The sequence below is a fragment of the Pedobacter segetis genome, assembly GCF_016623585.1.
GTDB lineage: Bacteria > Bacteroidota > Bacteroidia > Sphingobacteriales > Sphingobacteriaceae > Pseudopedobacter > Pseudopedobacter segetis.
Genome location: NZ_JAEHFY010000012.1, coordinates 53,125 through 76,317, shown reverse-complemented (window position 1 = coordinate 76,317; position 23,193 = coordinate 53,125). Strand labels below are relative to the sequence as shown.

Sequence of the window (23,193 nt, the reverse complement as noted above, 5' to 3'; positions counted from 1 at the left end):
ATGCTAAAAGAAGAAATCAACAAAGCACTAGAGGTATTAAAAGCTGGGGGAATTATCGTTTTCCCAACAGATACCGCTTGGGGTTTGGGTTGCGATGCAACAAATGAAGAAGCGGTGGCTAAAATATTTGCTCTAAAAAAGCGGGTAGATAGCAAAAGTTTGATCTTTCTTATCGATACGGAAAACAAGTTGCAAAGTTATGTTTCAGAGATCCCCGATGTTGCTTATGATTTAATAGAATACACAGAAAAACCTTTGACCATCATTTACGATGGCGCAAAAAATTTGGCCAAGAACTTGATCAATGAAGACGGCAGCGTTGCCATACGCATTCCAAAACATGATTTTTGCGAGCAACTGATCCAGCGTTTTCGGAAACCCATAGTTTCTACTTCGCCTAATATTAGCGGGGAACCTACACCCTTCAATTTTTTTCAAATTTCTGATGAGATTTTAAACGGTGTTGACTACGTGGTTGATCTGGAGCAAGAAAGTACAGAAGAAAAACAATCATCTACCATTATTAAATTGGGTGCTGCTGGGCAGTTTGCTTTTATAAAGAAATAACCAAACTATATAGCCCAAGGTTAAAACCTTGGGCTATATTATTATATTTGCAAAAAAGAAAATATCCTTAATTCTTAATTTGAAAAACCACCTTACACACCCTGTATTCAAGATCATATCAAAAGTAGCTGCACAATTAGATGTAGAAAGTTTTGTGATTGGCGGTTTTGTGAGGGATATTTTTTTAAACAGACCCTCTAAAGATGTTGATATCGTAGTTTTAGGTAACGGTCCCGATTTTGCATCGGCGGTAGCCAAAGAACTAAATGTGCCTCTAAATATTTTTAAAAGTTTTGGTACGGCAATGCTTAAACACCAAGATCTAGAGGTAGAATTTGTGGGCGCAAGAAAAGAATCCTATCGCATAGATTCTCGCAAACCTATTGTAGAAGATGGCACTTTAGAAGATGACCAAAAACGTCGCGATTTTACCATTAACGCCATGGCAATTAATCTCTCTAAAGATAATTTTGGCGAATTGCTTGATCCCTTTAATGGTATGCAACATTTGCGAGAAAGAATTTTAATCACACCTTTAAACCCGGGAGAAACTTTTTCTGATGACCCATTGAGAATGATGCGGGCAGTAAGGTTTGCTACCCAACTTAACTTCAAGATCTCTGATGATGCCGTTGAAGCCATCAAAAAAAATAAAAATCGCATACAGATAGTTTCTAAAGAGCGAATAACGGATGAGTTAAATAAAATCATCCTATCCCCTATTCCCTCTATCGGGTTTAATTATTTGTTTGATACCGGTTTGCTGAAAGAGATTTTTCCGCTCATGTCTGATCTATATGGCGTAAAGTATATCAATGGAAAAGGGCATAAAGATAATTTTTACCACACTTTAGAAGTACTAGATAACATTTGCCAAACAACGGATGATCTTTGGTTACGTTGGGCAGCTATTTTACATGATATTGCAAAGCCAGCCACAAAAAGGTTCGAGAAAAACCACGGATGGACGTTTCACGGCCATGAAGACAAAGGAGCTAGGATGGTACCCAAAATTTTTGCCGATTTAAAGCTTCCGTTAAACGACAAAATGAAATTTGTGCAAAAGATGGTTTTGCTACATTTGCGCCCAATTGTTTTGGCAAAAGAAATAGTTACGGATTCTGCCGTGAGACGTTTGTTATTTGAGGCCGGAGAAGACATTGAAGCCCTAATGCAGCTTTGCCATGCCGATGTAACCACCAAAAACGAATACAAGAAAAAGAAATATCGATCTAATTTTGAGCTGGTTAAGCAAAAGATCAAAGATGTTGAAGAACGTGATAAGCTAAGAAACTGGCAACCACCAATTTCTGGCGAAGATATTATGAAAGCTTTCAACCTAAAAGCTGGCAGAGAAGTTGGGGTGATAAAAAATCAGATAAGAGAAGCTATTTTAGAAGGAGAAATAAAAAACAACAGGGAAGAAGCAATTAATTTGATGCGAAATTTAGGAAAAAACCTAAATTTAGTGATGGTAAACAAGATTAGTTGATGATAAAATAAAAACAAAAATTACTTTTGCAGCATGGCAATTTATAGATTTAGGATAAGCTTTGAAGACTACGATGAGGTAGTGAGAGAGATCGACATCAAATCCACCCAAACCTTCAAAGATTTACACGATTTCTTTTTGAAAAACATAGGCTATGATCCAGAAAAAAGCTCTTCATTTTATGTGAGCAACGATCAATGGATCAAAAATGAAGAATTGGCTTATCTTCCTAACGAGAGAAAGACCAATAACAGCGTTGCACTGATGGAAAACTCGAAATTTTCTAAATTTATAGATGATCCCCACCAAAAATTTTACTATATCTATAATTTTGAAAAACCTTATGAGTTTCATGTAGAACTGATCAAAATATTAGACAACAACCCAGAGTTAACTTTGCCAAGTTTGTTTAAAACCATTGGCGAGGCACCAAAAATTGTACTTCCTAACTTTACCCCAGAAAATATAATCGGCGACGAGGAAGATATGATCGATGATAGCGAAGTAGAAATTGCCGATGAAGACGAATTGGAAGGCTTAAATACAGACACCGAAGGAGAAAACACAGAAGACGAGGACGATGAATTTGCCGATGAATTTTCTGATAACGAAAGTTACGATGATGAGGAATTAGAAAGGGACTAGGAGATTGAGTTTAATAATTTATTTGGGCATTTTAACGGGCTATCCGCTTTAGTTTTTGTTGGCCAAAAAGCCAACAAAAAGCTGCCGCTACTATCCCTAATGCAAAAACCCAGCAGGTGATCGATCTAAAAACCAATAAAACCCTCATTACAATTGTTGGCCCAACGGCCATAGGTAAAACGGCGTTGGCCATTGCGCTCGCAAACCATTACAAAACAGAAATCATATCTGCCGATTCTCGCCAGTTTTTTAGGGAAATGAGTATTGGCACCGCAAAGCCCGATCAGCAAGAACTCGCCGCCGCTCCACATCATTTTATCAATTCGCAATCCATAACCCAAGAAGTAAGCGTTGGCTCTTTTGAAAAAGAAGCCATAAACAAAATAGACCAGTTATTTCTTAAACATGATGTTTTGATCATGGCCGGTGGTTCTGGTTTATACGTTAATGCTGTTTTATACGGTTTTGATGAGATACCCAAAGCAGATGAAAACATCAGAGAAAACCTAAATCAGCAATTTAAGCAGGCAGGGATTAAGCCACTTCAACACCAACTAAAAGAATTAGACCCAGATTATTACCATCAAGTTGATACCAATAACCCACAAAGGGTAATCAGAGCTTTAGAAGTTTGCTTAAGTACCGGGAAACCATTTTCTTCTTTCCGCAACGCACCAATCAAACAAAGAAATTTCAATACCATAATTATCGGGCTAGATAGCCATAGAGAAACACTTTATCAAAGAATCAATCATCGGGTTGATTTGATGATAAACAAAGGTTTGTTAAGAGAAGTTGAAAGCTTAAAAGAATACCAACATTTAAACGCCCTTAAAACCGTAGGCTATTCAGAAATATTTAACTATTTAAACGGAGAATGGACATTAGCGCAAGCCATCGATAAAATCAAACAAAACACCCGCAACTTTGCCAAAAGGCAGCTTACGTGGTTCAGAAGAAATAAAGACGTAGTTTGGTTTAAACCCGATGAAGAAGAAAAGATCCTTTCTTTTATAAAAGAGAAAATCTATAAAACCTAAGCCTGCGCAGTTGGGCCGCCAAAATTAAACGGCATCCCACCTTGATCGTTACCGCCAACTTTTATAGTCCCGTTATTCATTTCAAACTTTTCTATATTATCTGCCAGAGCATTTAATAAACGCTTCGCATGATCAGGGGTCAATACAATTCTGCTCTTCACTTTAGCTTTTGGTACACCGGGCATTACCCTAATAAAATCCAATACAAACTCGCTATTTGAATGTGTGATAATTGCTAAGTTGGCATAAATTCCTTCAGCCATCTCTTCAGAAAGCTCTATATTTAGTTGATTATCGTTCTGTTCTTCCATAAGGCACTAAATTAAAAAAGTCTTTCTGATTAATAGAAAGACTTTAATGTTAAAGTTTGTGAAATTATCCCTAACCACGATAATAAATAAAGCAAATTATATGTTTACAAAATAATGACAAACAAATTTATTCCATAAGAAACACTTTACTGATCCTTGTGATACTTTTACAAAAAAAATGAAGACTAAAATATTATCCTTTTCGATATTTTTATTTCTGATGTTGGTTGGGTATTTATCCACCTTTTCAGGAAATGTTTTCAAAAACCATTTATCTGCAGAAATCAAGCAAAACCCACTTTCTAATATCTTATTACAGGCAGAAAACCAAGATAATCCGGTTTTAAAAAACACGGATGCTCTTGTTGATAAAAATGATTTATTAAGCTCAGATAATGATGATGATGATCTATTGTTTTTTAGAAAGCACATTGTGCCAATTCGTTATTTAATCACTTATTTATTCTCGGCGCTTTTAATTTTCTGTTCTGCATGTTTATCAGATAAATCTACCCCAAACACCGATTTTTCTTATACCACCACCCCTAAATATTTGTGGCAAAAGGTATTGAGGATTTGATAAACCCATCATTTAGTTTGAAATAGAAATAAGTCCATTTCACTTATTCATTTCTGTTGTTTCAAACTTTATTATTCCATTCACATATTTTATCCTTTAAAATTTCATAAAACAAATGAAAAAAGTCTTAATGCTTGCACTTGCTTGTGCAATATTGATTCAAATAGGCTGTAAACCTAAAACCCAGGCCAAAGAAGAATCTACCGAATATGAAGTAACCAGTCCGTTAAAAATCGATACTTCTTTTACAAAAGAATATGTATCACAAATCAAATCTGTTAGAAATATAGAATTAAGGGCACAAGAAAAAGGCTACTTACAAAAAATCTATGTTGATGAAGGCCAATCTGTTAAAGCAGGTCAATTATTATTTAAGATCATGCCCAATATGTATCAGAACGATCTTTTAAAAGCAGAGGCAGAGGAAAAATCTGCAGAAGTAGATTTGCAGAACACCAAAACCTTGGCAGATAAAAATATAGTTTCAAGAAATGAGCAGGTAATGATGCAAGCTAAATTAGATCAAGCCAAAGCTGAGGTTTCATCGGCAAAGCTTCACTTATCTTTTACAGATATAAAAGCACCGTTTAATGGCACCGTTGATCGTATTCCTTTAAAATTAGGAAGCCTAGTAGATGAAGGCGACTTACTGACAAGCCTATCGGACAACAGCCAGGTATATGCCTATTTTAATGTTTCTGAACCAGAATATTTGAATTACCAACAAGATGTTGCCGATCGCGGCAGTAAAAAAGTAAGCTTGATATTAGCTAACAATCAGCCTTTAAAATACAAAGGCGATGTAGAGACCATAGAAGGGCAGTTTGATAATGAGACCGGCAATATCGCCTTTAGGGCAAAATTCCCAAACCCCGATAAACTATTAAGGAACGGGGAAAGCGGCAAGGTGCAGATGACCATCCCGCTCAAGAATGCTTTGGTTATCCCACAAAAAGCCACTTATGAAATACAGGATAAAACTTACGTGTTTTTGGTTGATAGCAAAGGAACGGTTAAATCTAAACAAATCACCATTGCTAGTGAACTATCAGATTTATACGTTGTAGCAAGTGGACTATCAGAAAACGATAAAATCTTATTAGAAGGTGTACAAAAAGTAAAAGACGATGACCAGATCAAGGTCAAATTTGTTGCTCCAAAAAAAGTGATAAATAATCTTCAATTACAGGCAGAATAGTGTTGCAATAGCTTAAAAAATAATTCTATGTTTAATAAATTCATACACAGGCCTGTCCTGTCAATAGTTATATCCCTTATCATTACTTTTTTGGGAGCTTTGGCAATCACACAACTCCCTGTTACCCAATTTCCATCCATCTCACCTCCAAAGGTAAACGTTACGGCAGAATACCCTGGTGCAAACGGAGAATTAATGATCAAATCTGTAATCATCCCGTTAGAAAGGGCTATAAATGGTGTTCCGGGGATGAAATACATTGAGTCTGATGCGGGCAACGATGGCGAGGGAAACATACAGGTGGTTTTTAATTTAGGTACAGATCCTAACCAAGCTTCTATAAACGTACAAAATTTGGTGGCATCGGTAGTAAATAAACTTCCGCCTGCCGTTGTACGTGAGGGCGTAAAGATTACCAGAGAAGAATCTAATATGCTGATGTACATTAACTTGTATAGCAAGGACCCTAAGATGGATCAAAAATTTCTTTACAACTTTGCAGATATCAATCTCTTATCTGAGTTAAAAAGGGTAAAGGGCGTTGGTTTTGCCGATATTTTGGGAAACCGAGATTATGCCATGAGGGTTTGGCTTAGGCCTGATAAAATGCTTGCCCATAAAGTTTCGGCAGATGAAGTTTTAGAAGCTTTAAACGAACAAAGTTTAGAAGCATCTCCTGGTAAAATAGGCGAAAGCTCTGGAAAAAGAAGCCAATCATTTGAGTATGTTCTAAAATATCCCGGTAGGTTTACAACAAAAGAAGAATATGAGAATATTATCATAAAATCAAGCGCAAACGGCGAGCTTTTAAAGCTTAAAGATGTTGCCGATGTGGAGTTTGGAAGTGAATATTATGACCTTTATTCTAATCTAAACGGGAAATCATCTGCTGCAATTGTTCTTAAACAATCTTATGGTAGCAATGCAACGCAGGTAATTGAAGATGTAAAGGCCAAATTGGCAGAGATTAAATCAAACTCTTTCCCTAAAGGCGTAGATTATGAAATAAGTTATGATGTTTCTAAATTTTTGGATGCCTCTATTGAAAAGGTAATCCATACTTTAATAGAGGCGTTTATTTTGGTTGGTTTGGTTGTTTTTATTTTCCTCGGCGATTGGCGCTCTACCGTTATCCCTGCGATCGCCGTTCCCGTATCATTGATCGGTACGTTTATCTTCATGCAATATTTTGGTATTACCCTCAATCTGATTACGCTATTTGCTTTGGTATTGTCTATAGGGATTGTGGTAGATAATGCCATTGTGGTAATTGAAGCCGTACATGCTAAAATGGAAGAGAAAAATCTATCGCCATTAAAGGCAACTGAAGAGGCGATGCATGAAATTAGTGGGGCAATTATCGCGATCACTTTGGTAATGGCCGCTGTTTTTATCCCTGTTGCTTTCATGTCTGGCCCGGTTGGGATTTTTTATCGTCAGTTTTCTATTACCATGGCCACATCAATTATCCTATCGGGATTGGTGGCATTAACCTTAACTCCTGCCCTTTGCGCAATGATGCTAAAGAATGAACATGGCAAGCCTAAAAAGAAAACATGGTTAAATAGCTTTTTGGCAGGTTTTAACAATAAGTTTAACAAGATTACCGGAAGCTACCAAAACCTGCTTACAAAAATCGTAAATAGAAGAACTGTTACTTTTGGGCTATTGATCGCATTTTGTATAGGCATTTGGGCATTAAACTCCTCTATCCCATCAGGGTTTATCCCCAATGAAGACCAAGGGATGTTTTATGCCATTATCCAAACGCCACCGGGATCTACCTTAGAAAGAACCAATGAAATTTCTAGACAATTACAAAAAATCGCACAAGAAATCCCAGATGTAAAATCGGTATCATCATTAGCGGGTTATGAAATTTTATCTGAAGGAACGGGATCAAACTCTGGTACTTGTTTGATCAATTTAAAAAGTTGGGATCAAAGAAATCATTCTGTACAACAAGTGATTGATGAACTGGAAGAGAAATCTAAAAATATTTCTGGTGCAACCATAGAGTTTTTTCAACCGCCAGCGGTTCCGGGTTATGGTGCAGGCGGAGGTTTTGAGCTTCGCCTATTAGATAAAGCAGGTAGCGGCGATTATAAGAAAATGGAAACAGCGAGTAAAGATTTTGTGAAAGAGCTAAATAAAAGGCCAGAACTATCGCAAGTATTTACCTTTTACAGTGCCAGTTTCCCTCAATTTATGTTAAGGATAGATAATGATCTAGCACAGCAAAAAGGGGTTACTATTGATAATGCCATGAACACACTTTCTACCTTAATTGGTAGTAATTATGAAACCAGTTTTATAAAATTTGGCCGGCAATATAAGGTAATGGTGCAGGCTTTACCTCAATATAGAGCCTTGCCAGAAGATATTTTAAAGCTTTATGTAAAAAATAATAGGGATGAAATGGTACCTTTTTCTGCTTTTATGAAGCTGGATAAAGTTTACGGCCTATCAGAAATCACACGGCACAATCTTTATAATTCTGCAGAAATAAGTGGTGCTTCTGCACCTGGTTATAGTAGCGGGCAAGCCATAAAAACGATTGAAGAAGTAGCAAAAATTAGTTTACCAAGAGGTTTTGGTATAGAGTGGGCAGGCATATCTGCCGATGAAGTTGCAACGGGCAACCAAGCAATCTACATCTTTTTGATCTGCTTGGTTTTCGTTTATATGCTTTTGGCCGCCCAATATGAAAGTTTTCTACTGCCTTTTCCGGTGATACTTTCTTTACCCACAGGTATTTTTGGAGCATTTTTATTACTCAAATTACTAGGTTTAGAAAACAACATTTATGCACAGGTTTCTATGATAATGCTTATAGGCTTATTAGGTAAAAATGCGGTATTGATCATAGAATTTGCAGTTCAAAAACATAGGGCCGGCAAACCATTATTAGCGGCAGCTATTGAAGGTGCAGTTGTAAGATTTCGCCCCATATTAATGACCTCATTTGCTTTTATTGCAGGTTTGATCCCTTTAGTAATAGCATCTGGCCCAGGTGCGATAGGTAACAGAACAATAGGATCTGCCGCTGCAGGTGGAATGTTGATAGGCACCGGCTTTGGTGTATTGCTTATACCAGGCCTGTACTACATATTCGGTAAAATATCCGAAAGGAATAACCTAGTTAAAGATGAAGAAGAAAATCCGTTAACAGAAGAAATAGACCACAATGTATAAGATAAATAAATATATTTTACTGCTGGGCTTATCCTCGGCAGTAATTAGCTGTAAAGTGCCGGCTATTACAAAATTGGCAAACAATAAAGTTTCCCCGAAATTTTATGGGCTACCTAGTGATAGTAATAATGTGGCAACCATACCTTATCAATCTTTTTTTACCGATAAAAATCTAGTAAACCTGATTGATACAGCATTAAAAAACAACCAAGAATTACAAATTACCCTGCAAGAAATAGAAATTGCGAGAAATGATGTTAAATTTAGGCAGGGTGAGCTATTGCCTTCTGTAATTGCAGGAATTGGAGCGGGCGTAGAAAAAGTTGGAAGATATACCAGCCAAGGAGCTGGCGATGCTTCCACAGAAATTACGCCGGGAAAACCTGTACCAGATGCACTTACTGATATTACTTTAGCGGCTTCTGCAAATTGGGAAGTGGATGTTTGGAAAAAATTACACAATGCCAAAAAAGCCGCAATCAGCAGATATTTAGCATCTGTTGAAGGCAAAAACTTTGTGGTAACCAATTTGGTGGCAGAAGTTGCCAATTCTTATTACGAGTTATTATCGTTAGACAATCAATTGGCAGTGGTTAAACAAAATATCGCCATTCAAAAAAATGCGCTAGAGATCATCAAAGTTCAAAAAGAGGCTGCGAGGGAAACAGAGCTTGCTGTACAAAAATTTAAGGCAGAGGTTTTTAATTCTGAAAGTTTAGAATTTGATATTCTCCAAAAAATAAAAGAGACAGAAAACAAGATCAATTTTTTATTAGCAAGGTATCCGCAAGAAATACCTAGGGATAAAACAGATTTTTTAACACTTATACCTTCAAAAATTTTGAGTGGTATCCCATCACAGTTGCTCAATAACAGGCCAGACATCAAACAAGCCGAACTAGAATTAACTGCCGCAAAATTAGATGTTAAAGTAGCAAGGGCAGAATTTTATCCTTCTTTAGGTATTTCTGCAACTGCCGGGTTTCAAGCTTTTAAACCCAGCTTTTTATTTAAGTTCCCAGAATCTGTTCTATATTCTTTGGCTGGTGATCTAGCAGGGCCTTTGATCAACAGAAATACGATAAAAGCAGCTTATAATACAGCTAATGCAATGCAGTTAGAAGCACTTTACAATTATCAAAAAACGGTATTAAATGCTTATATGGAAGTTTCTAACCAACTTTCAAACGTATCTAATTTAGAAAAAAGCTATGATCTAAAATCTAAAGAAGTTGATGCGCTTACCAAATCTATAACTATCTCTAATGATTTGTTCAAATCTGCTAGGGCAGATTATTTGGAAGTTCTTTTAACCCAAAGAGATGCTTTATCATCTAAACTAGAGCTGATAGAAACCAAGCAACAACAATTTAATGCCATCACGGCTATTTACCAACAATTAGGTGGTGGTTGGCGATAACTTTATGTGATTAAATGTTCTATTAAACTAGAGGTTTTCCAAATAGATTGACATTTTAAAGTGTTATGTGTTTGAAAAACCTCTTTTTTTTATATTGTTTTCAACCTCGTTTTCAAACCACTCTAAACAATTATAAATTTGGAGAACCAAATAATAGGGAAGGTGTAACAATCTATATCTCTTACCGCTTGCGCATCTCTCTTTCAAACATTTTATAACTTTATTACAAAGTGAGGGTTAATTTTATTAAAACTCGCAACAGAATGAGGCCAATTATATGATATAACTATTGATTATCAATCAAATATCGTTAAAAGCAAGTCTAATATTTTAACATCAAGAATATTTCTAATTCAACTTAAAAGGAGCTACTAAATTAAATTCTGGGATTTTAACATCAAACAAATCATTATCTACCAACCTTTTCATTTGGTAAGTGCCTTGCATGGTACCCATATCTGTCTTTAGGTTACATCCAGAAACATATTCATGAAACTGCCCAGGTTCTATAATCGGTTGCAAACCAACAACACCCTCCCCTTCTACTTCTCTCTTTGTACCGTTAGAATCAAATATATTCCAATGCCTGCTAATTAACTGAACGCTATAATCGCTTAAATTTTCAATCATGATCTTGTAAGCGAACATAAAATGCTCGTTAGCCGGATTAGAATATTCTGGCTGGTAAGTTGTTTCTACAGAAACCTTTACTCCTTCGGTAATTTTTGCAACCATACTATTTAGATTTTTTTCAATGTATCAGAAAATATCTTAAATAACAAAATTTAAGCCATTTCTGTTTCAAATTTATCAGCTATTTCTTCTAAAACTTCTTGAATCTGCTCTATGCTCTCTAAAGAAACCAGTTTTATCCTATATTCTTTAAAATTTGGAATCCCTTTAAAATAATTAGCATAGTGCCTCCTCATCTCAAATATACCTGTTTTTGGCCCTTTCCACTCAATAGATTTTATTAAATGGGTATTACAGGTATCTATTCTTTCTTCTAAGGTTGGCCCTGCTAAATGTTCTCCGGTTTCAAAAAAATGCTTGATCTCCCTAAATATCCAAGGATAACCAATTGCGGCCCTCCCGATCATGATCCCATCCACTTCGTACTCTAACCTCCAATTGGCAGCTTTCTCTGGCGAGTCTATGTCGCCGTTACCAAAAATCGGGATTTTTATACGAGGATTTCTTTTAATATCCCTGATCAAACTCCAATCGGCAACACCTTTGTACATTTGAGAACGTGTACGCCCATGGATGGTTAAAGCTTGGATACCAACATCTTGTAAACGTTCTGCAACTTCATAAACGTTCTTGGTGTTATCATCCCAACCTAAACGGGTTTTTACAGTAACGGGTAAATGGGTAGCTTTTACAACGGCGGCTGTCATGGCTACCATTTTATCAATATCTTGCAACAAACTTGCCCCGGCACCTTTACAAGCCACATTTTTTACGGGGCAACCATAATTAATATCTATCAAATCTGGGTTTGCCAATGAAGATATTTCTGTTGCTTGCCTCATGTGATCAATCTCAGATCCAAATATCTGGATGCCAATAGGCCTTTCATATTCAAAAATATCAAGCTTTTGGCGACTTTTTGCCGCGTCCCTAATCAATCCTTCAGAAGAAATAAATTCGGTGTACATCATATCAACACCGCTCTGTTTACAAACAAAACGAAAAGGTGGGTCGCTTACATCCTCCATCGGCGCAAGCAAAAGCGGGAAATTCCCTAAATCAATATTTCCAATTTTAACCGACATTCAAAAATCTATTCTGTATTTTAACCGCAAATTTACCAAAAAGAATTTATTATGATACCCATGCAAAAATCAAACGCTTATCATCCTTTTTTTCAATTGATATTTTTGATCATGATGGCAATTATTGGAGCATTAGTGTTTACCGTTATTGGCTTGCTCCTTTATTTCTTTTTAAGCACAAACGGTATAGATTTAAAAAGCTTGGCCGGAGGAGACATGAACAATATGGATATTGGCTTCATAAGGGCTTTACAAATTAGCAGCTCTTTTGGGATGTTTATTGCCGGCCCCATCGCTTTTGCCTATCTGATAGAAACTAAGCCCTCGCACTATTTTTATTTCGATAATCCTTTAAGAGGCGTTTTATTGCTTTTGGTATTTGCCATAATGTTGTTTTCTATCCCTTTGTTTGAATGGATAACTTTAATAAATCAAAAAATGAGTTTGCCAGACGCTTTAAAAAACATAGAAATTTGGATGAAGCAAAGCGAAGACCAAGCAGACCTTATCACAAAAAAGATGCTGATAATGAAAGATTATGGCGATTTAGCGATCAATATTTTGATGATTGCCATTATCCCGGCAATAGGGGAAGAGCTTTTTTTTAGAGGTGGGATGCAAAACGTTTTTGGCCAATGGTTTAAAAATCATCATGTTGCAATTTGGGTTACGGCAATTATTTTCAGCAGCATCCACATGCAATTTTATGGCTTTTTGCCACGGATGCTTTTAGGGGCATTGTTTGGTTATGTATTGGTTTATGGCAAAAGCATTTGGCTAGCTATATTAGGGCATTTTTTAAACAACGGAAGTGCCGTTATAATGGCATATATTTATCAGAAACAAGGTAAAAGTTTAGATAGCTTGGATAATACCGCTTCATTTAATAGCATCAATTATCTAATTAGTGCAATAATTACTTTAGTTTTGCTCATCATATTCTTTAAACAAACCAAAGAAAAAACAAAAAAATAACTTATGGATAATAAATGGGTTAAAATATATTCATCAAACCAATACTTCCAATCAGAAATAGTAAAACAAGTTTTGGTAGATCATGATATAGATGCCATCATCATGAATAAACAAGATTCTTCTTACAAATTTGGGGAAGTTGAAGTGCATATTAATCAAACCAATTTTGATAAAGCTTTAGCAATTATCCTAGAAAACGATCTATAATTGAAAACCAGGGCCGTTACAGGATCAATTTTTGTTTTGGTGATGCTTGCGTCATTATTAACAGGAACTTACGTTTTTGTAGGTTTTTATATGTTTTTAAGCCTTGTTTGTTTAATCGAGTTTTTTACCTTGGTTAAAACAACAGGTTTAAGGCCGCACAGCACAATAGGGTACGTGGCTGCTATAATTCTATTTTTTTCTATCGCCGGCAGATTTTTATTCCAGTTTGAAACCAAATGGTTATTGATCAATATTCCTTTATTTTTTGGGATTTTTATTAAGGAGCTTTACAGAAAATCTAAACTACCTTTCAATAATATCGCCTATACTTTTTTAGGGTTAATTTATGCCGTGGTGCCTTTTGTTTTTTACGTTTCGTCGGCATTTATTTCTGGGATTTACAATCTACATATTGCATTAGGGTTCTTTTTGATGCTTTGGGGAAACGATACGGGCGCATACTTATTTGGCGTTAAATTTGGTAAAACGCGGTTATTTGAGCGTCATTCGCCTAAAAAATCTTGGGAAGGCTTCATAGGCGGCGTGTTTACCAGTATGCTGGTAGGTTATATTTTATCAATCTATTTCACAGATTACGCTTTTTATCATTGGATGATAATGGCCTTCATTATTTCTTGTTTTGGCACCCTGGGTGATCTGGTAGAATCTATGTTTAAACGTAGCATAGAGATAAAAGATTCTGGAAAGATCTTACCAGGGCATGGCGGTTTACTAGATCGTTTTGATGGCTTATTACTATCAGCACCCATAATATTTGTTTATCTTTATTTAATTACTTATTAGTATTTTCGCAAAAAAAGCATCGATTAGTTAAAAAAGCTAATCATAAAAACATACAAGCCTTACAAACTAATGGCTAATAAACTAATTAACTAATATGACCATCCATAAAGAAGGATATACCTCATTAGCAATTTGCATCTTATTTATCTTTGTAAGCAACGCGATCATCCATTATTACCTGCCAGATATAACTTGGTTTATATGGTTGTGGTATGGTATTTCTGTTTTTTTATTCTTAACAATTTTACAGTTTTTTAGAAGCCCGTTAAGAAAATGGAATACAAATAATTTGCAGATCATTTGCCCCGCCGATGGAAAGGTTGTGGTAATTGAAGAAACTGAAGAAACCGAATTTTTTAAGGATAGAAGGATCCAGATCTCCGTGTTCATGTCGCCGGTAAACGTACATATTAACCGTAACCCAATAAGCGGCGTTGTAAAATACTTCAAATATCATCCCGGCAAATATTTGGTGGCTTGGAACCCAAAATCTAGTACAGAAAACGAACGGACAACAACAGTTGTAGAAAACGAAAAAGGATTTCAAATTTTATACCGTCAGATTGCAGGTGCCTTGGCCCGTAGAATTGTTTGGTATGTAAAAGAAGGCGATCCGGTTAAACAAAGCGAACAATTTGGCTTTATAAAATTTGGTTCTAGGGTTGATGTTTTTTTGCCTCTAGGCTCTAAAATAAACGTTAACCTAAATGAAATAGTTAAAGGTGGGATAAGCGTTTTAGCAACTTTACCAAAATAATATTTCATTGATTTCTAATCTAAGAATGGCGTTTTAACACGCCTGCCCGTAAAGGTGGGCTATCCGCTATATCTTTTTTTCTGTGCGCCGGCTCTCTCTTCGGCTACGCTCAAAATAGCAATGCCCAAGACAGAAAAAAGGATACCGTTTCTATCGTTAGATTAAAAAGTCCATAATTTTTGGGTTCTCAAAACAAAATATTTATCAATTGGTTTAATTATAAAATCTCAAAATCATGAAAGCAAGTTGGAACGGGCAAACCGTAGCAGAAAGCAATGAAACTATCGTTATAGAAAATAACCATTATTTCCCTGCATCCTCAATAAAAAAAGAGTTTTTTAAGCCTTCTAACAAGCATACCAGCTGCCCTTGGAAAGGCGAAGCCTCTTACTATACCTTAGAAGTTGATGGACAGGAAAATACAGACGCAGCATGGTTTTATCCAAACCCAAAAGATGCCGCCAAAGAGATAAAAGATCATGTTGCCTTTTGGAAAGGCGTTAAGGTTGTTTAATTTTAATCATCGGTAAACCTGAACTGCTTTTTCATTGCCGCTTTGTGATGGCTATTAATCTTTGATTTTGTATCCTCGAAATTAAAATGATGGTTGGTGCCACAATCTAACATATTGAAATATACGGATGGTTTTAGGCTTTCAAAATATTCGATAAAATTACTGCTCCAAATCAATTGGCAATCTCCTTTTATTTGTGGCACAATCTGGTTGATGCCATCTTTCATTACAATATCCCTAACATGGTTACTTTCTAAATTCCCTTGCGGGAATATCAATACCAAGTTTCCGGGTTTACTCAATAATTCGGCAGCATAACTTAAACTCTCATTTACCGTACTTGTACCTGGCGCAACAGAAAAGCATCCAAAATACCTTAACCAAGGGTTCATCTGCATCTGCTTTTTTAAAACCATGATATAAAAGCCTGTCATTTCTTGTTTTTTATGTATGGCATGCAGACACAGATAAGCTGCCCAAAAGCCATCCCAAAAACTAAAATGATTGCACATTAACAGGTAAGAATGCTGCTTTTTGATACCAATTTCGTTAATAACCATTTTATTAAACCGTTTCCTAAAGATCCAAGTCAAAAAATAAGCAGTAGCCTTTATAATTGGTGCAGGGAGTAGTTTTGCTTTAATGATCATTTAACAATCTAACTAAATTTTGAGCAAAATTCTTATTGATCATATCATGATTCTCATCGATGATCAACTGCCTGGATAAATTAATCTTGGGGATTACAGATGCCCCTATCTTAGCAGGATAGCTTTTGTCTCTTTTCCCAAAAATAAAAATACTCCTTACTTTATGCACATTTAATTGGTCTATAAATTTTCCAATATCGATTTTTAAGAACCGCATATAGGTTGTGCAGGCAAAAAAAGAAAACCTTAATTCTGGAGTTGCAATTTCGCGATATAAAATCTCGTACGCTTTTTGATCGATTACCTTTAAGCTCTTTAAAACCGAAAGTAAGCGAATCATCCCATTATCGCTAAGTGCCAACCGTTCTAAGAATTTATTACCTAACTTATTAGAACTTAAAAAGGTTATCAATTTGCCCGCATTTAAACTAGATGGGGCGGCGGTAACAAATTCATCGATTTTTTCTGGGATTTCCTCAACTAATGCAGTGGCATAAAAAGAACCCATAGAATAAGAAATCACAGAGAAACGCTTTATCGCTAAAGACTCGCAAAATTCTAAAAACAAATGGCTTAGCTCTCTTTTTGAAATCCCTTGTTTTACTTTATTCAAACCTTGGTCAATCAGTTTGGTCTCCTTATGAAAAAACAGATCAAAGCCATAAAAAGTATATACCGTACCTAAACTATCTTCTAAAACCTTAAACTGCTTGCCATGCATCCCATAACCATGAAAGCACAGCATTACCTTATTGCCATCACCAAATTTATAATAGTGCATTTTTACAAACCTATTCTCAAAATAATGGTCGGTCATTTTTATTTGAAAATACGTTTATCAAAGGGAAATTTTTCTGATTTAACTATTTTTATATACTTAAAATCTTGATGGTTTGGATTGATCAAAAAATTGAAATCGCCTTGCGTAACAACAGACGGTATTTTTAGCACACAAAACTTGCCTTCATAAACAAATTCATTTCCTATTTTTTGGGTTGCAGACGGGTGAGGGAAAAGGTTCCAATTTTGGGGCAGCTCACTCCGTAAAACTTGTTTAACAGGCATATCATCGGGTATTTCAATTGTCCACATCAAATAATCATTTGGCAAAGTGGCCAAAGTAAGGTAAACAGCAACCTCTGCCATAGCCAAAGAACGATTGCCCGCAGTATAGATCAGCTCTACCCCAATAGAATTCCACCTGGCACCTTTAATAGAAGCACCCTTACCAGAAAACGTATTGGCATACCTTTCTCTTGTAAGCCTAAAAACCTCCATTAAACAAAAATGCCATGGCTCATATTGTTTAATACGCTTAACACTAATTCTTTACCATAAGAATCTTTTAGTAATTCTATGGGTTTTAGACTAGATAAAGCAAAATTGGGCGTATTTAACCATAACTTTAGCTTCTCAATATCACCAAAAAAATCCAAGCCTATCTTAGTTACTTCGGCCATTTCTATTATTTTTTCTGAATGTATAGATTTAAAATGATGTGTAGCAGAAACCTTATAGCGTTGTAAAGATTTAGTAGAAACATCTAAAAAACTAGCCCAATCAGACTCTGTAAATGGAGCCTGCTCTTGTATCACATCAAATAATGAATACGGGATGCCAGTTCTAATTGCAGAAATGATCATCATTTTATCATCCAAAAAATCCGAATATTTAACACTACTTTTTGGCTTGGTATTGTAATACATCACATCTGGCTCACTAAAAAACGAAGTTAGCTCTTGATCTATTTTGTATTCTTTTACTTTATTAGTAGTTGCCATATCTTTAACATTAGACTTATGTCCATAAATTTAAGACATTTGTTTAAGATAAACAAATTATTTATCAATTATTTATCAATTTTAGGATAACAACCGCCCAAACATAATCTCCATCATGGGTTAAGCTTAAACCAAGTTTTAAGTTTTTATATAATTCTGGTAGTACAACACTTGGTTTTCCTCCTATTTTAGAACGCGTAATTTCTATTTTCTTAAACGAAATAGCCTTAGGGATTATCTGTTTGATGGATTTATAAACAGCCTCTTTTGCCGCCCAAGTAGATGCGTACCTTAATATCGGGTTATCAAATTGATCACAATAATCAATTTCTTTTTGGGTATAAACCCTCTTCTTAAACAGCAAATTGAAAGATTTCTCAAAATCAGGGAGAAACACCAGATCATTACCTATTGCAAAATCTTGCCCCTCTGTAATTTCTTCAACTTTTTCTGATAAATCAATCCTCATCAACTGCAACTCCCATAATGTTAAAACCTCCATCTACAAAATGGATGTTTCCTGTTACCTTTTTAGATAGATCTGAGAAATAATATAATGCACCATCGGCAACATCAGCGGCAGCGATATTACCCAAAGGAGCGGTTATTTTACCTAATTTTCTAAGCTTCCTTACTCCGTTTATACCGCCGGCAGAGGTTGTCATTACCAAACCGGCAGAAATTGCATTTATGCGTACACCACTCTTTCTAAAATAACTGGCCAAATAAAGCATAATATTTTCTAAAGCCGCTTTATTGATTGCCATCCCTGCATAACCGGGGAAAACACGTTGTGAAGCATTATAGGTTAACGTTAAAACCGAAGCGTTTTTGGCCAACAAAGGCTCGGCCACACGGCAAATCCTCAATAAAGAATAAGCACTGATATTAAATGAATCCATCAAATCATCAAAAGGAATATCGATATATGACGGAGCCAGAGCTTCATTTCCCGGTAAAGAATAGCACATCACATTTTGACTGCCGAAGGCAACACCATGTAAAATATAATCTATTGGGCCCAATTCCTCATAAGTCTTACTCAAGAAAGTTTTGATCTCTTCCTCGTTTCTAACATCCACACGGGCAGCAGATTTTGCATCCATACCGTGTTTTTCCATCAAGAACAGAACTTCTTCTTTGGTGTCTTCAACAAAATTCAAAGCTACTTTACAACCAGATTGGTGCAATTTTAAAGCGATTTGAAAACCGATAGAACTATCATTCCTAACACCAAAAACTACCGCAACTTTATCTTGGTTATTGATCATCAATTATCCTTTGAAATTAAAATGGCACTATTTGTACCACCGAAACCGTAATTTAAACAAGTAATAGAATTTATTTCTTTATCGATGCTTTTTTGGGGTAACAAATCCCTAAAATCTGCCATAGGCGATTTTGGCCCGTCCCAAGCAGCTGTTTTCTGAAAGTTTTCTTGCTCGGGATTTAAGTTTACCGTATTTAAACAAGGCAAAACCCTTTGTTTTTGAAGCATTAGAATAGAGGTTATAAATTCAACCGCCCCAGCCGCACCTAGCATGTGCCCAAACTGAGATTTGGGGGCAGAAATATGGTAACCTTTAGTTCCCAAACAATCTACAATGCTCAATAATTCTATCGCATCGCCGGCAGGTGTAGAAGTTCCATGTGCTTTTACCACATCAGGCTTAAAACCAGAATTGCCCAACAAGCCTTTCCATAAACGTTGCTGCCCGGCAAACGATGGGTAAAACATATCGCCATCGCCATCAGAATTATTAAAATAATTATCAATTACGGCCAAAATATTTGCTCCCCTGGCTTTTGCCATTTCATATTCTTCTAAGCAAACAATACCGGCACCAAAAGAGCAAACAAAACCGTTACGGTCCTTATCAAAAGGGCGAGAGCTTTCTTCGGGCGCAAAACCTCTGCTCAAAACCTGCATGGCATCAAAACCGATAAAAGTTTCTAATGAAGTGCCTTCTACACCACCTGCAACCGCCCTATCTTGCAAGCCAAATTTTATTAAACGATAAGCATGCCCAATATTGCCCAAGCCCGTGGCACAGGCAGAACCAATAGATTCACAAACTCCTTTATTTTTTATCAAACATGAAACGTTAGCCGCATCTCGGTAAACCATCGCTCGATCTACGGTATGAGAACCCACCAACCTTGTTTTTTTGCCTAGCTCGAAAAAGTTATGCCAAGCATTTCTTTGTATTTCATGACCTCCTCCACCAGAACCCACTACAACACCGGTAGTTTCAGATTCGGTTTCCTTATCTGTCCAGCCTGCCATTTTTATGGCATCAAGAGAACCTAGCATAGCCCAAATACTCCCTATATCTGCCGTGGAAAGATTGGCAGGTGGTATGCGGTTCAATAAGTCAACGTAAACCTCCGGATAACCTTCTAAAAGAGTAGAAAAAACGGTTTCCAAGTTCATTTCTGCCTCGGTAATGAAGCCAGAAACGGTTGAGCGAACATTTTTTCCATGGGCCACTGCCTTATCCCATTCCCTAATCAAGCTTTGATTAGAAAAAAGCTGATCAGAAAAATGATCCAAACTAGTGCATTTTGGGAAAGCCCCGCCCATACCAACAACCGCAACTTTTCTACCCGATAATACCATACTAACCTCTTTCTTTGGTACGCAAGATCAAATCTACAATGTCTTTTACTTTAGAGCCCAAATCATCAATATCATCATCATCAAACTCTACCTCAAATTTTTGCTCTGCCTTTGCGGCGATATTGATCAATTCTGTAGATGGTGTTCCTAAATCAGCTATAAAATCTGTTTCTTCTGTTACGTTTTTTAGTTTCTCTTGATCAATTGTTCTGATCGTTTTCAATATCTCTACCAAACCATCAATAATTTCTTGTCTTTCCATTCTGTGTTATTTGTTAAAAATTTCTTTTTTTAAGGCCCTACCTGTGATATCAAAAAGCTCTGCAACGAGTTCAAAATCATCGTTTAAAATATAATTTTCTAATTTGTTTTCGTCAAAATCAGAAAAATACTGGTTCAAATCTACATCTTTTGGCGCTTTATAAATCCTACCATCGGCAACCATCTGCCTAAATTTATAAAACTTTATTTTACCCAAACTAATAAAGGTATCTCCCTCTTGTAAGTAATTATGAAAATTGACATTGCCAACGCTTATAAAAGCAGGAATAAATTTATCCTTTAATTCTAACGGAGAACAATTTTGCTTTTTACACTCTAAAAAAGTAGCGCAAGAAACAATGGTTGCTTGTGCAAAAGCCTCAATTTGATCTACGCCTCTAAAAACGCCAAAATGATCTTTCACATCAAAAGGTTTTGGCGTATAACTGGCAACGATCCCTATTTTTGGTTGGTGCCAATGATAAGCATCCAACAATCTTTTTGTTGGCCCATGCAAAAGCAGTTGTTCTGGGGAAACACCTAATAAATTATCCATTCAAAAAAGCCCTCCGTTAATATCGATATTACTTCCGTTGATGTATGGTGCTTTATCTGAAAGTAGAAAAGCTATGGTTTCTGCTATTTCATCGGCTTTGCCAAACCTCTGAGCGGGGATCATTCTTAAATATTTTTCTTTTTCTGATTCTGGGATAGCATCCGTCATGGGTGTTTGTATAAAGCCCGGTGAGATGCTTAAAACCCTGATCTGATGATCTTGATATAATGCAGCTGCCTCTTTTGCCAATGATTTTGAAAAGGCGATTAAACCCGCTTTTGTTGCAGCATAAACCGATTGGAAAGCATTCCCTGTTTCGGCAACGCAAGAACTTACGTTAATGATCACGCCCTTATTTTTTAAGCCAAAAATTTTCATGGCGGTTTTAGAAATAATGATTGGGGCTTTTAAATTAACGGCCATCATTTTTTCTATATCTTTCTCTGGTTGAAAAAGCAATGGTTTATCTAAAGCTATACCGGCATTATTTATTACCCCATAAAGATCTTCGCCATGTTCTGTTTTTAGCTTTTTGCAAAATTCTTTTAATTCTTCGGGGTTGGCCAGATCCGCAGTTAATAGATAATTCCCTTCTCTAAATTCTCTGATGCTTTCGTCTTTTGAGGCGTGTAAAATTAGGGTATAATCCTTACTTAGCTTTTTTGCCATCGCCAATCCCAAACCCTTGCTTGCCCCTGTAATTAAAACTTTTGGTTTTACCAACATCAATTATTTATTAAATAGCTCAAAAATAGCAGATTTTTTTGGATTAGAAAGGTGCGGTAACGATTGATGCGGTATCCTTTTTTTCTGTCCTTAGACTTTGCTTAGGACGACAAAAAAATATATGGGTAGGTTGGCAGAGCGTTAAAACGCCCAAACAACCTTTGGTTTTAATGCTTTTAGTTTCTTGTATTGTTATTAAAATAAATACTTTGATAGCTATCATAACGGGTAGGTTCTAAATCGCCGTTTTCTAAAGCGTTTAAAACCGCACAGCCCGGCTCGTTGATATGCACACAATTGTTGAATTTGCAATTGTTCATCAGGGCCCGCATTTCTGGAAAAAAATGACCTAATTCATGTGGCTCAATATCGGCTATGCCCAATTCCCTAATCCCAGGCGTATCAATCAATTTTCCGCCGAAGGGCAATTCAAAAAGCTCTGCAAACGTGGTGGTGTGTTTTCCCATATCGCTCCAATCAGAAATTTCTCCCGTCCTTAATTCTTTTCCGGGAATCAAACTGTTGATCAAGCTAGATTTCCCAACGCCAGAATGCCCTGAGAAAAGCGATATCTTGTTTTTTATCACATTTTCTAATTGCGCAATATTGGTTCCCTTAATTGCCGAAACTGCGTAGCAGGGGTAACCTATATTTTGATATAAATCGAAATAATTGTCTAAAATTTCTAACCCGTCTTTGTTATATAAATCTAATTTATTGAAGATCAAAATGGCAGGAACCCCGTAAGCTTCGGCCGTTACCAAAAACCTATCTATAAAACCCAATGAAGTTCTCGGCGAAGCCAAAGTAACCACCAAACAGGCCAAATCTAAATTAGCCGCAATTATCTGGACTTGTTTAGAAAGGTTGATAGATTTACGGATAATGTAGTTTTTACGGTCTTGAACTTTAGAGATTACCGCAGTTTTTTGGTCTGGTTCTAACTCAAAAACTACCCTGTCTCCTACTGCAACGGGGTTTGTGCTTACCAAACCCTTCATACGTAATTTGCCTTTTATCCTACATTCGTAATAAGTATTATCGTCGCCTAAAACGGTGTACCAACTGCCCGTAGATTTTGTAACTAGTCCTTGCATTTAAGTGGTAAAGGTAAAT

Annotated in this window: 27 protein-coding genes; 13 read left to right on the top strand and 14 right to left on the bottom strand. The window is 36.3% G+C overall.

What is annotated here, in order from left to right:
* The 4 genes from I5M32_RS09705 to miaA all read left to right on the top strand — a co-directional run bounded on the left by I5M32_RS09705 (position 1) and on the right by miaA (position 3,744).
* Positions 1 to 567, top strand: a complete 567-nt coding sequence (locus I5M32_RS09705) for an L-threonylcarbamoyladenylate synthase (RefSeq protein WP_200586039.1) — start codon at positions 1 to 3, stop codon at positions 565 to 567.
* Between the two features lie 79 nt (positions 568 to 646).
* Positions 647 to 2,059, top strand: coding sequence for a CCA tRNA nucleotidyltransferase (locus I5M32_RS09700; RefSeq protein WP_200586038.1), 1,413 nt, complete (start codon positions 647 to 649; stop codon positions 2,057 to 2,059).
* A gap of 33 nt (positions 2,060 to 2,092) precedes the next feature.
* On the top strand, positions 2,093 to 2,704 hold the full coding sequence (locus tag I5M32_RS09695; protein ID WP_200586037.1) for an IS1096 element passenger TnpR family protein: 612 nt from the start codon (positions 2,093 to 2,095) through the stop codon (positions 2,702 to 2,704).
* 116 nt (positions 2,705 to 2,820) lie between these two features.
* On the top strand, positions 2,821 to 3,744 hold the full coding sequence (miaA, locus tag I5M32_RS09690) for a tRNA (adenosine(37)-N6)-dimethylallyltransferase MiaA (RefSeq protein WP_317193117.1): 924 nt from the start codon (positions 2,821 to 2,823) through the stop codon (positions 3,742 to 3,744).
* Here miaA and I5M32_RS09685 read toward each other — a convergent pair.
* A complete protein-coding gene (locus I5M32_RS09685) occupies positions 3,741 to 4,055 on the bottom strand; it encodes a DUF3467 domain-containing protein (protein ID WP_200586036.1) in 315 nt (104 codons plus the stop codon). The genes miaA and I5M32_RS09685 overlap by 4 nt on opposite strands.
* Before the next feature lie 178 nt (positions 4,056 to 4,233).
* Here I5M32_RS09685 and I5M32_RS09680 point away from each other — a divergent pair, with 178 nt between their 5' ends.
* From I5M32_RS09680 to I5M32_RS09665, 4 genes are all read left to right on the top strand, one after another.
* Positions 4,234 to 4,635, top strand: coding sequence for a hypothetical protein (locus I5M32_RS09680; protein ID WP_200586035.1), 402 nt, complete (start codon positions 4,234 to 4,236; stop codon positions 4,633 to 4,635).
* A 115-nt stretch (positions 4,636 to 4,750) separates the two neighbouring features.
* Complete coding sequence (locus tag I5M32_RS09675; RefSeq protein ID WP_200586034.1) at positions 4,751 to 5,833, top strand: efflux RND transporter periplasmic adaptor subunit; 1,083 nt, start codon at positions 4,751 to 4,753, stop codon at positions 5,831 to 5,833.
* Positions 5,834 to 5,860: 27 nt separating this feature from the next.
* On the top strand, positions 5,861 to 9,028 hold the full coding sequence (locus I5M32_RS09670; RefSeq protein ID WP_200586033.1) for an efflux RND transporter permease subunit: 3,168 nt from the start codon (positions 5,861 to 5,863) through the stop codon (positions 9,026 to 9,028).
* On the top strand, positions 9,021 to 10,448 hold the full coding sequence (locus I5M32_RS09665) for a TolC family protein (protein ID WP_200586032.1): 1,428 nt from the start codon (positions 9,021 to 9,023) through the stop codon (positions 10,446 to 10,448). Before I5M32_RS09670 ends, I5M32_RS09665 begins: the two co-directional genes overlap by 8 nt.
* Positions 10,449 to 10,796: 348 nt before the next feature.
* Here I5M32_RS09665 and apaG read toward each other — a convergent pair whose 3' ends face one another.
* Together apaG and dusB are read right to left on the bottom strand one after the other, a co-directional pair.
* Positions 10,797 to 11,183, bottom strand: coding sequence for a Co2+/Mg2+ efflux protein ApaG (apaG, locus tag I5M32_RS09660; protein ID WP_200586031.1), 387 nt, complete (start codon positions 11,181 to 11,183; stop codon positions 10,797 to 10,799).
* A 50-nt stretch (positions 11,184 to 11,233) separates the two neighbouring features.
* Positions 11,234 to 12,226, bottom strand: coding sequence for a tRNA dihydrouridine synthase DusB (gene dusB / locus I5M32_RS09655; RefSeq protein WP_200586030.1), 993 nt, complete (start codon positions 12,224 to 12,226; stop codon positions 11,234 to 11,236).
* A 60-nt stretch (positions 12,227 to 12,286) separates the two neighbouring features.
* On the opposite strand from dusB, the gene I5M32_RS09650 reads away from it, so the two are divergent.
* From I5M32_RS09650 to I5M32_RS09630, 5 genes are all read left to right on the top strand, one after another.
* On the top strand, positions 12,287 to 13,201 hold the full coding sequence (locus tag I5M32_RS09650) for a CPBP family intramembrane glutamic endopeptidase (protein WP_200586029.1): 915 nt from the start codon (positions 12,287 to 12,289) through the stop codon (positions 13,199 to 13,201).
* A 3-nt stretch (positions 13,202 to 13,204) separates the two neighbouring features.
* Positions 13,205 to 13,408, top strand: coding sequence for a putative signal transducing protein (locus I5M32_RS09645; RefSeq protein ID WP_200586028.1), 204 nt, complete (start codon positions 13,205 to 13,207; stop codon positions 13,406 to 13,408).
* The gene (locus I5M32_RS09640) at positions 13,409 to 14,212 is read left to right on the top strand and encodes a phosphatidate cytidylyltransferase (RefSeq protein WP_200586027.1); all 804 of its coding nucleotides are present in this window, start codon (positions 13,409 to 13,411) and stop codon (positions 14,210 to 14,212) included. It abuts the gene before it with no gap.
* A gap of 94 nt (positions 14,213 to 14,306) precedes the next feature.
* On the top strand, positions 14,307 to 14,969 hold the full coding sequence (locus I5M32_RS09635) for a phosphatidylserine decarboxylase family protein (RefSeq protein ID WP_200586026.1): 663 nt from the start codon (positions 14,307 to 14,309) through the stop codon (positions 14,967 to 14,969).
* 235 nt (positions 14,970 to 15,204) lie between these two features.
* Positions 15,205 to 15,483: a DUF427 domain-containing protein gene (locus I5M32_RS09630; protein ID WP_200586025.1), complete on the top strand. Its 279-nt coding sequence runs from the start codon at positions 15,205 to 15,207 to the stop codon at positions 15,481 to 15,483.
* A gap of 2 nt (positions 15,484 to 15,485) precedes the next feature.
* Here I5M32_RS09630 and I5M32_RS09625 read toward each other — a convergent pair whose 3' ends face one another.
* The 11 genes from I5M32_RS09625 to rsgA form a co-directional block, all read right to left on the bottom strand.
* Positions 15,486 to 16,133, bottom strand: coding sequence for a 1-acyl-sn-glycerol-3-phosphate acyltransferase (locus I5M32_RS09625; protein WP_200586024.1), 648 nt, complete (start codon positions 16,131 to 16,133; stop codon positions 15,486 to 15,488).
* Entirely contained in the window at positions 16,123 to 16,950 is an 828-nt protein-coding gene (locus tag I5M32_RS09620; RefSeq protein ID WP_200586023.1) for an alpha/beta fold hydrolase, read from the bottom strand. Before I5M32_RS09620 ends, I5M32_RS09625 begins: the two co-directional genes overlap by 11 nt.
* Positions 16,951 to 16,952: 2 nt before the next feature.
* Positions 16,953 to 17,411, bottom strand: coding sequence for an RES family NAD+ phosphorylase (locus I5M32_RS09615; RefSeq protein WP_200586022.1), 459 nt, complete (start codon positions 17,409 to 17,411; stop codon positions 16,953 to 16,955).
* Entirely contained in the window at positions 17,411 to 17,914 is a 504-nt protein-coding gene (gene parS / locus I5M32_RS09610) for a type II RES/Xre toxin-antitoxin system antitoxin (RefSeq protein ID WP_200586021.1), read from the bottom strand. Before parS ends, I5M32_RS09615 begins: the two co-directional genes overlap by 1 nt.
* 64 nt (positions 17,915 to 17,978) lie before the next feature.
* The gene (locus tag I5M32_RS09605) at positions 17,979 to 18,416 is read right to left on the bottom strand and encodes a holo-ACP synthase (RefSeq protein WP_234461923.1); all 438 of its coding nucleotides are present in this window, start codon (positions 18,414 to 18,416) and stop codon (positions 17,979 to 17,981) included.
* Positions 18,373 to 19,185, bottom strand: a complete 813-nt coding sequence (locus I5M32_RS09600; RefSeq protein WP_200586020.1) for an enoyl-ACP reductase FabI — start codon at positions 19,183 to 19,185, stop codon at positions 18,373 to 18,375. Before I5M32_RS09600 ends, I5M32_RS09605 begins: the two co-directional genes overlap by 44 nt.
* Positions 19,185 to 20,534: a beta-ketoacyl-[acyl-carrier-protein] synthase family protein gene (locus tag I5M32_RS09595; protein ID WP_200586019.1), complete on the bottom strand. Its 1,350-nt coding sequence runs from the start codon at positions 20,532 to 20,534 to the stop codon at positions 19,185 to 19,187. Before I5M32_RS09595 ends, I5M32_RS09600 begins: the two co-directional genes overlap by 1 nt.
* Before the next feature lies 1 nt (position 20,535).
* Complete coding sequence (locus tag I5M32_RS09590; RefSeq protein WP_200586018.1) at positions 20,536 to 20,796, bottom strand: phosphopantetheine-binding protein; 261 nt, start codon at positions 20,794 to 20,796, stop codon at positions 20,536 to 20,538.
* A gap of 6 nt (positions 20,797 to 20,802) precedes the next feature.
* Positions 20,803 to 21,351, bottom strand: a complete 549-nt coding sequence (locus tag I5M32_RS09585) for a hypothetical protein (protein WP_200586017.1) — start codon at positions 21,349 to 21,351, stop codon at positions 20,803 to 20,805.
* Entirely contained in the window at positions 21,352 to 22,077 is a 726-nt protein-coding gene (locus I5M32_RS09580) for an SDR family NAD(P)-dependent oxidoreductase (protein WP_234461922.1), read from the bottom strand.
* A gap of 176 nt (positions 22,078 to 22,253) precedes the next feature.
* Entirely contained in the window at positions 22,254 to 23,174 is a 921-nt protein-coding gene (gene rsgA, locus I5M32_RS09575) for a ribosome small subunit-dependent GTPase A (RefSeq protein WP_200586016.1), read from the bottom strand.
* Positions 23,175 to 23,193 lie beyond the last annotated feature (19 nt).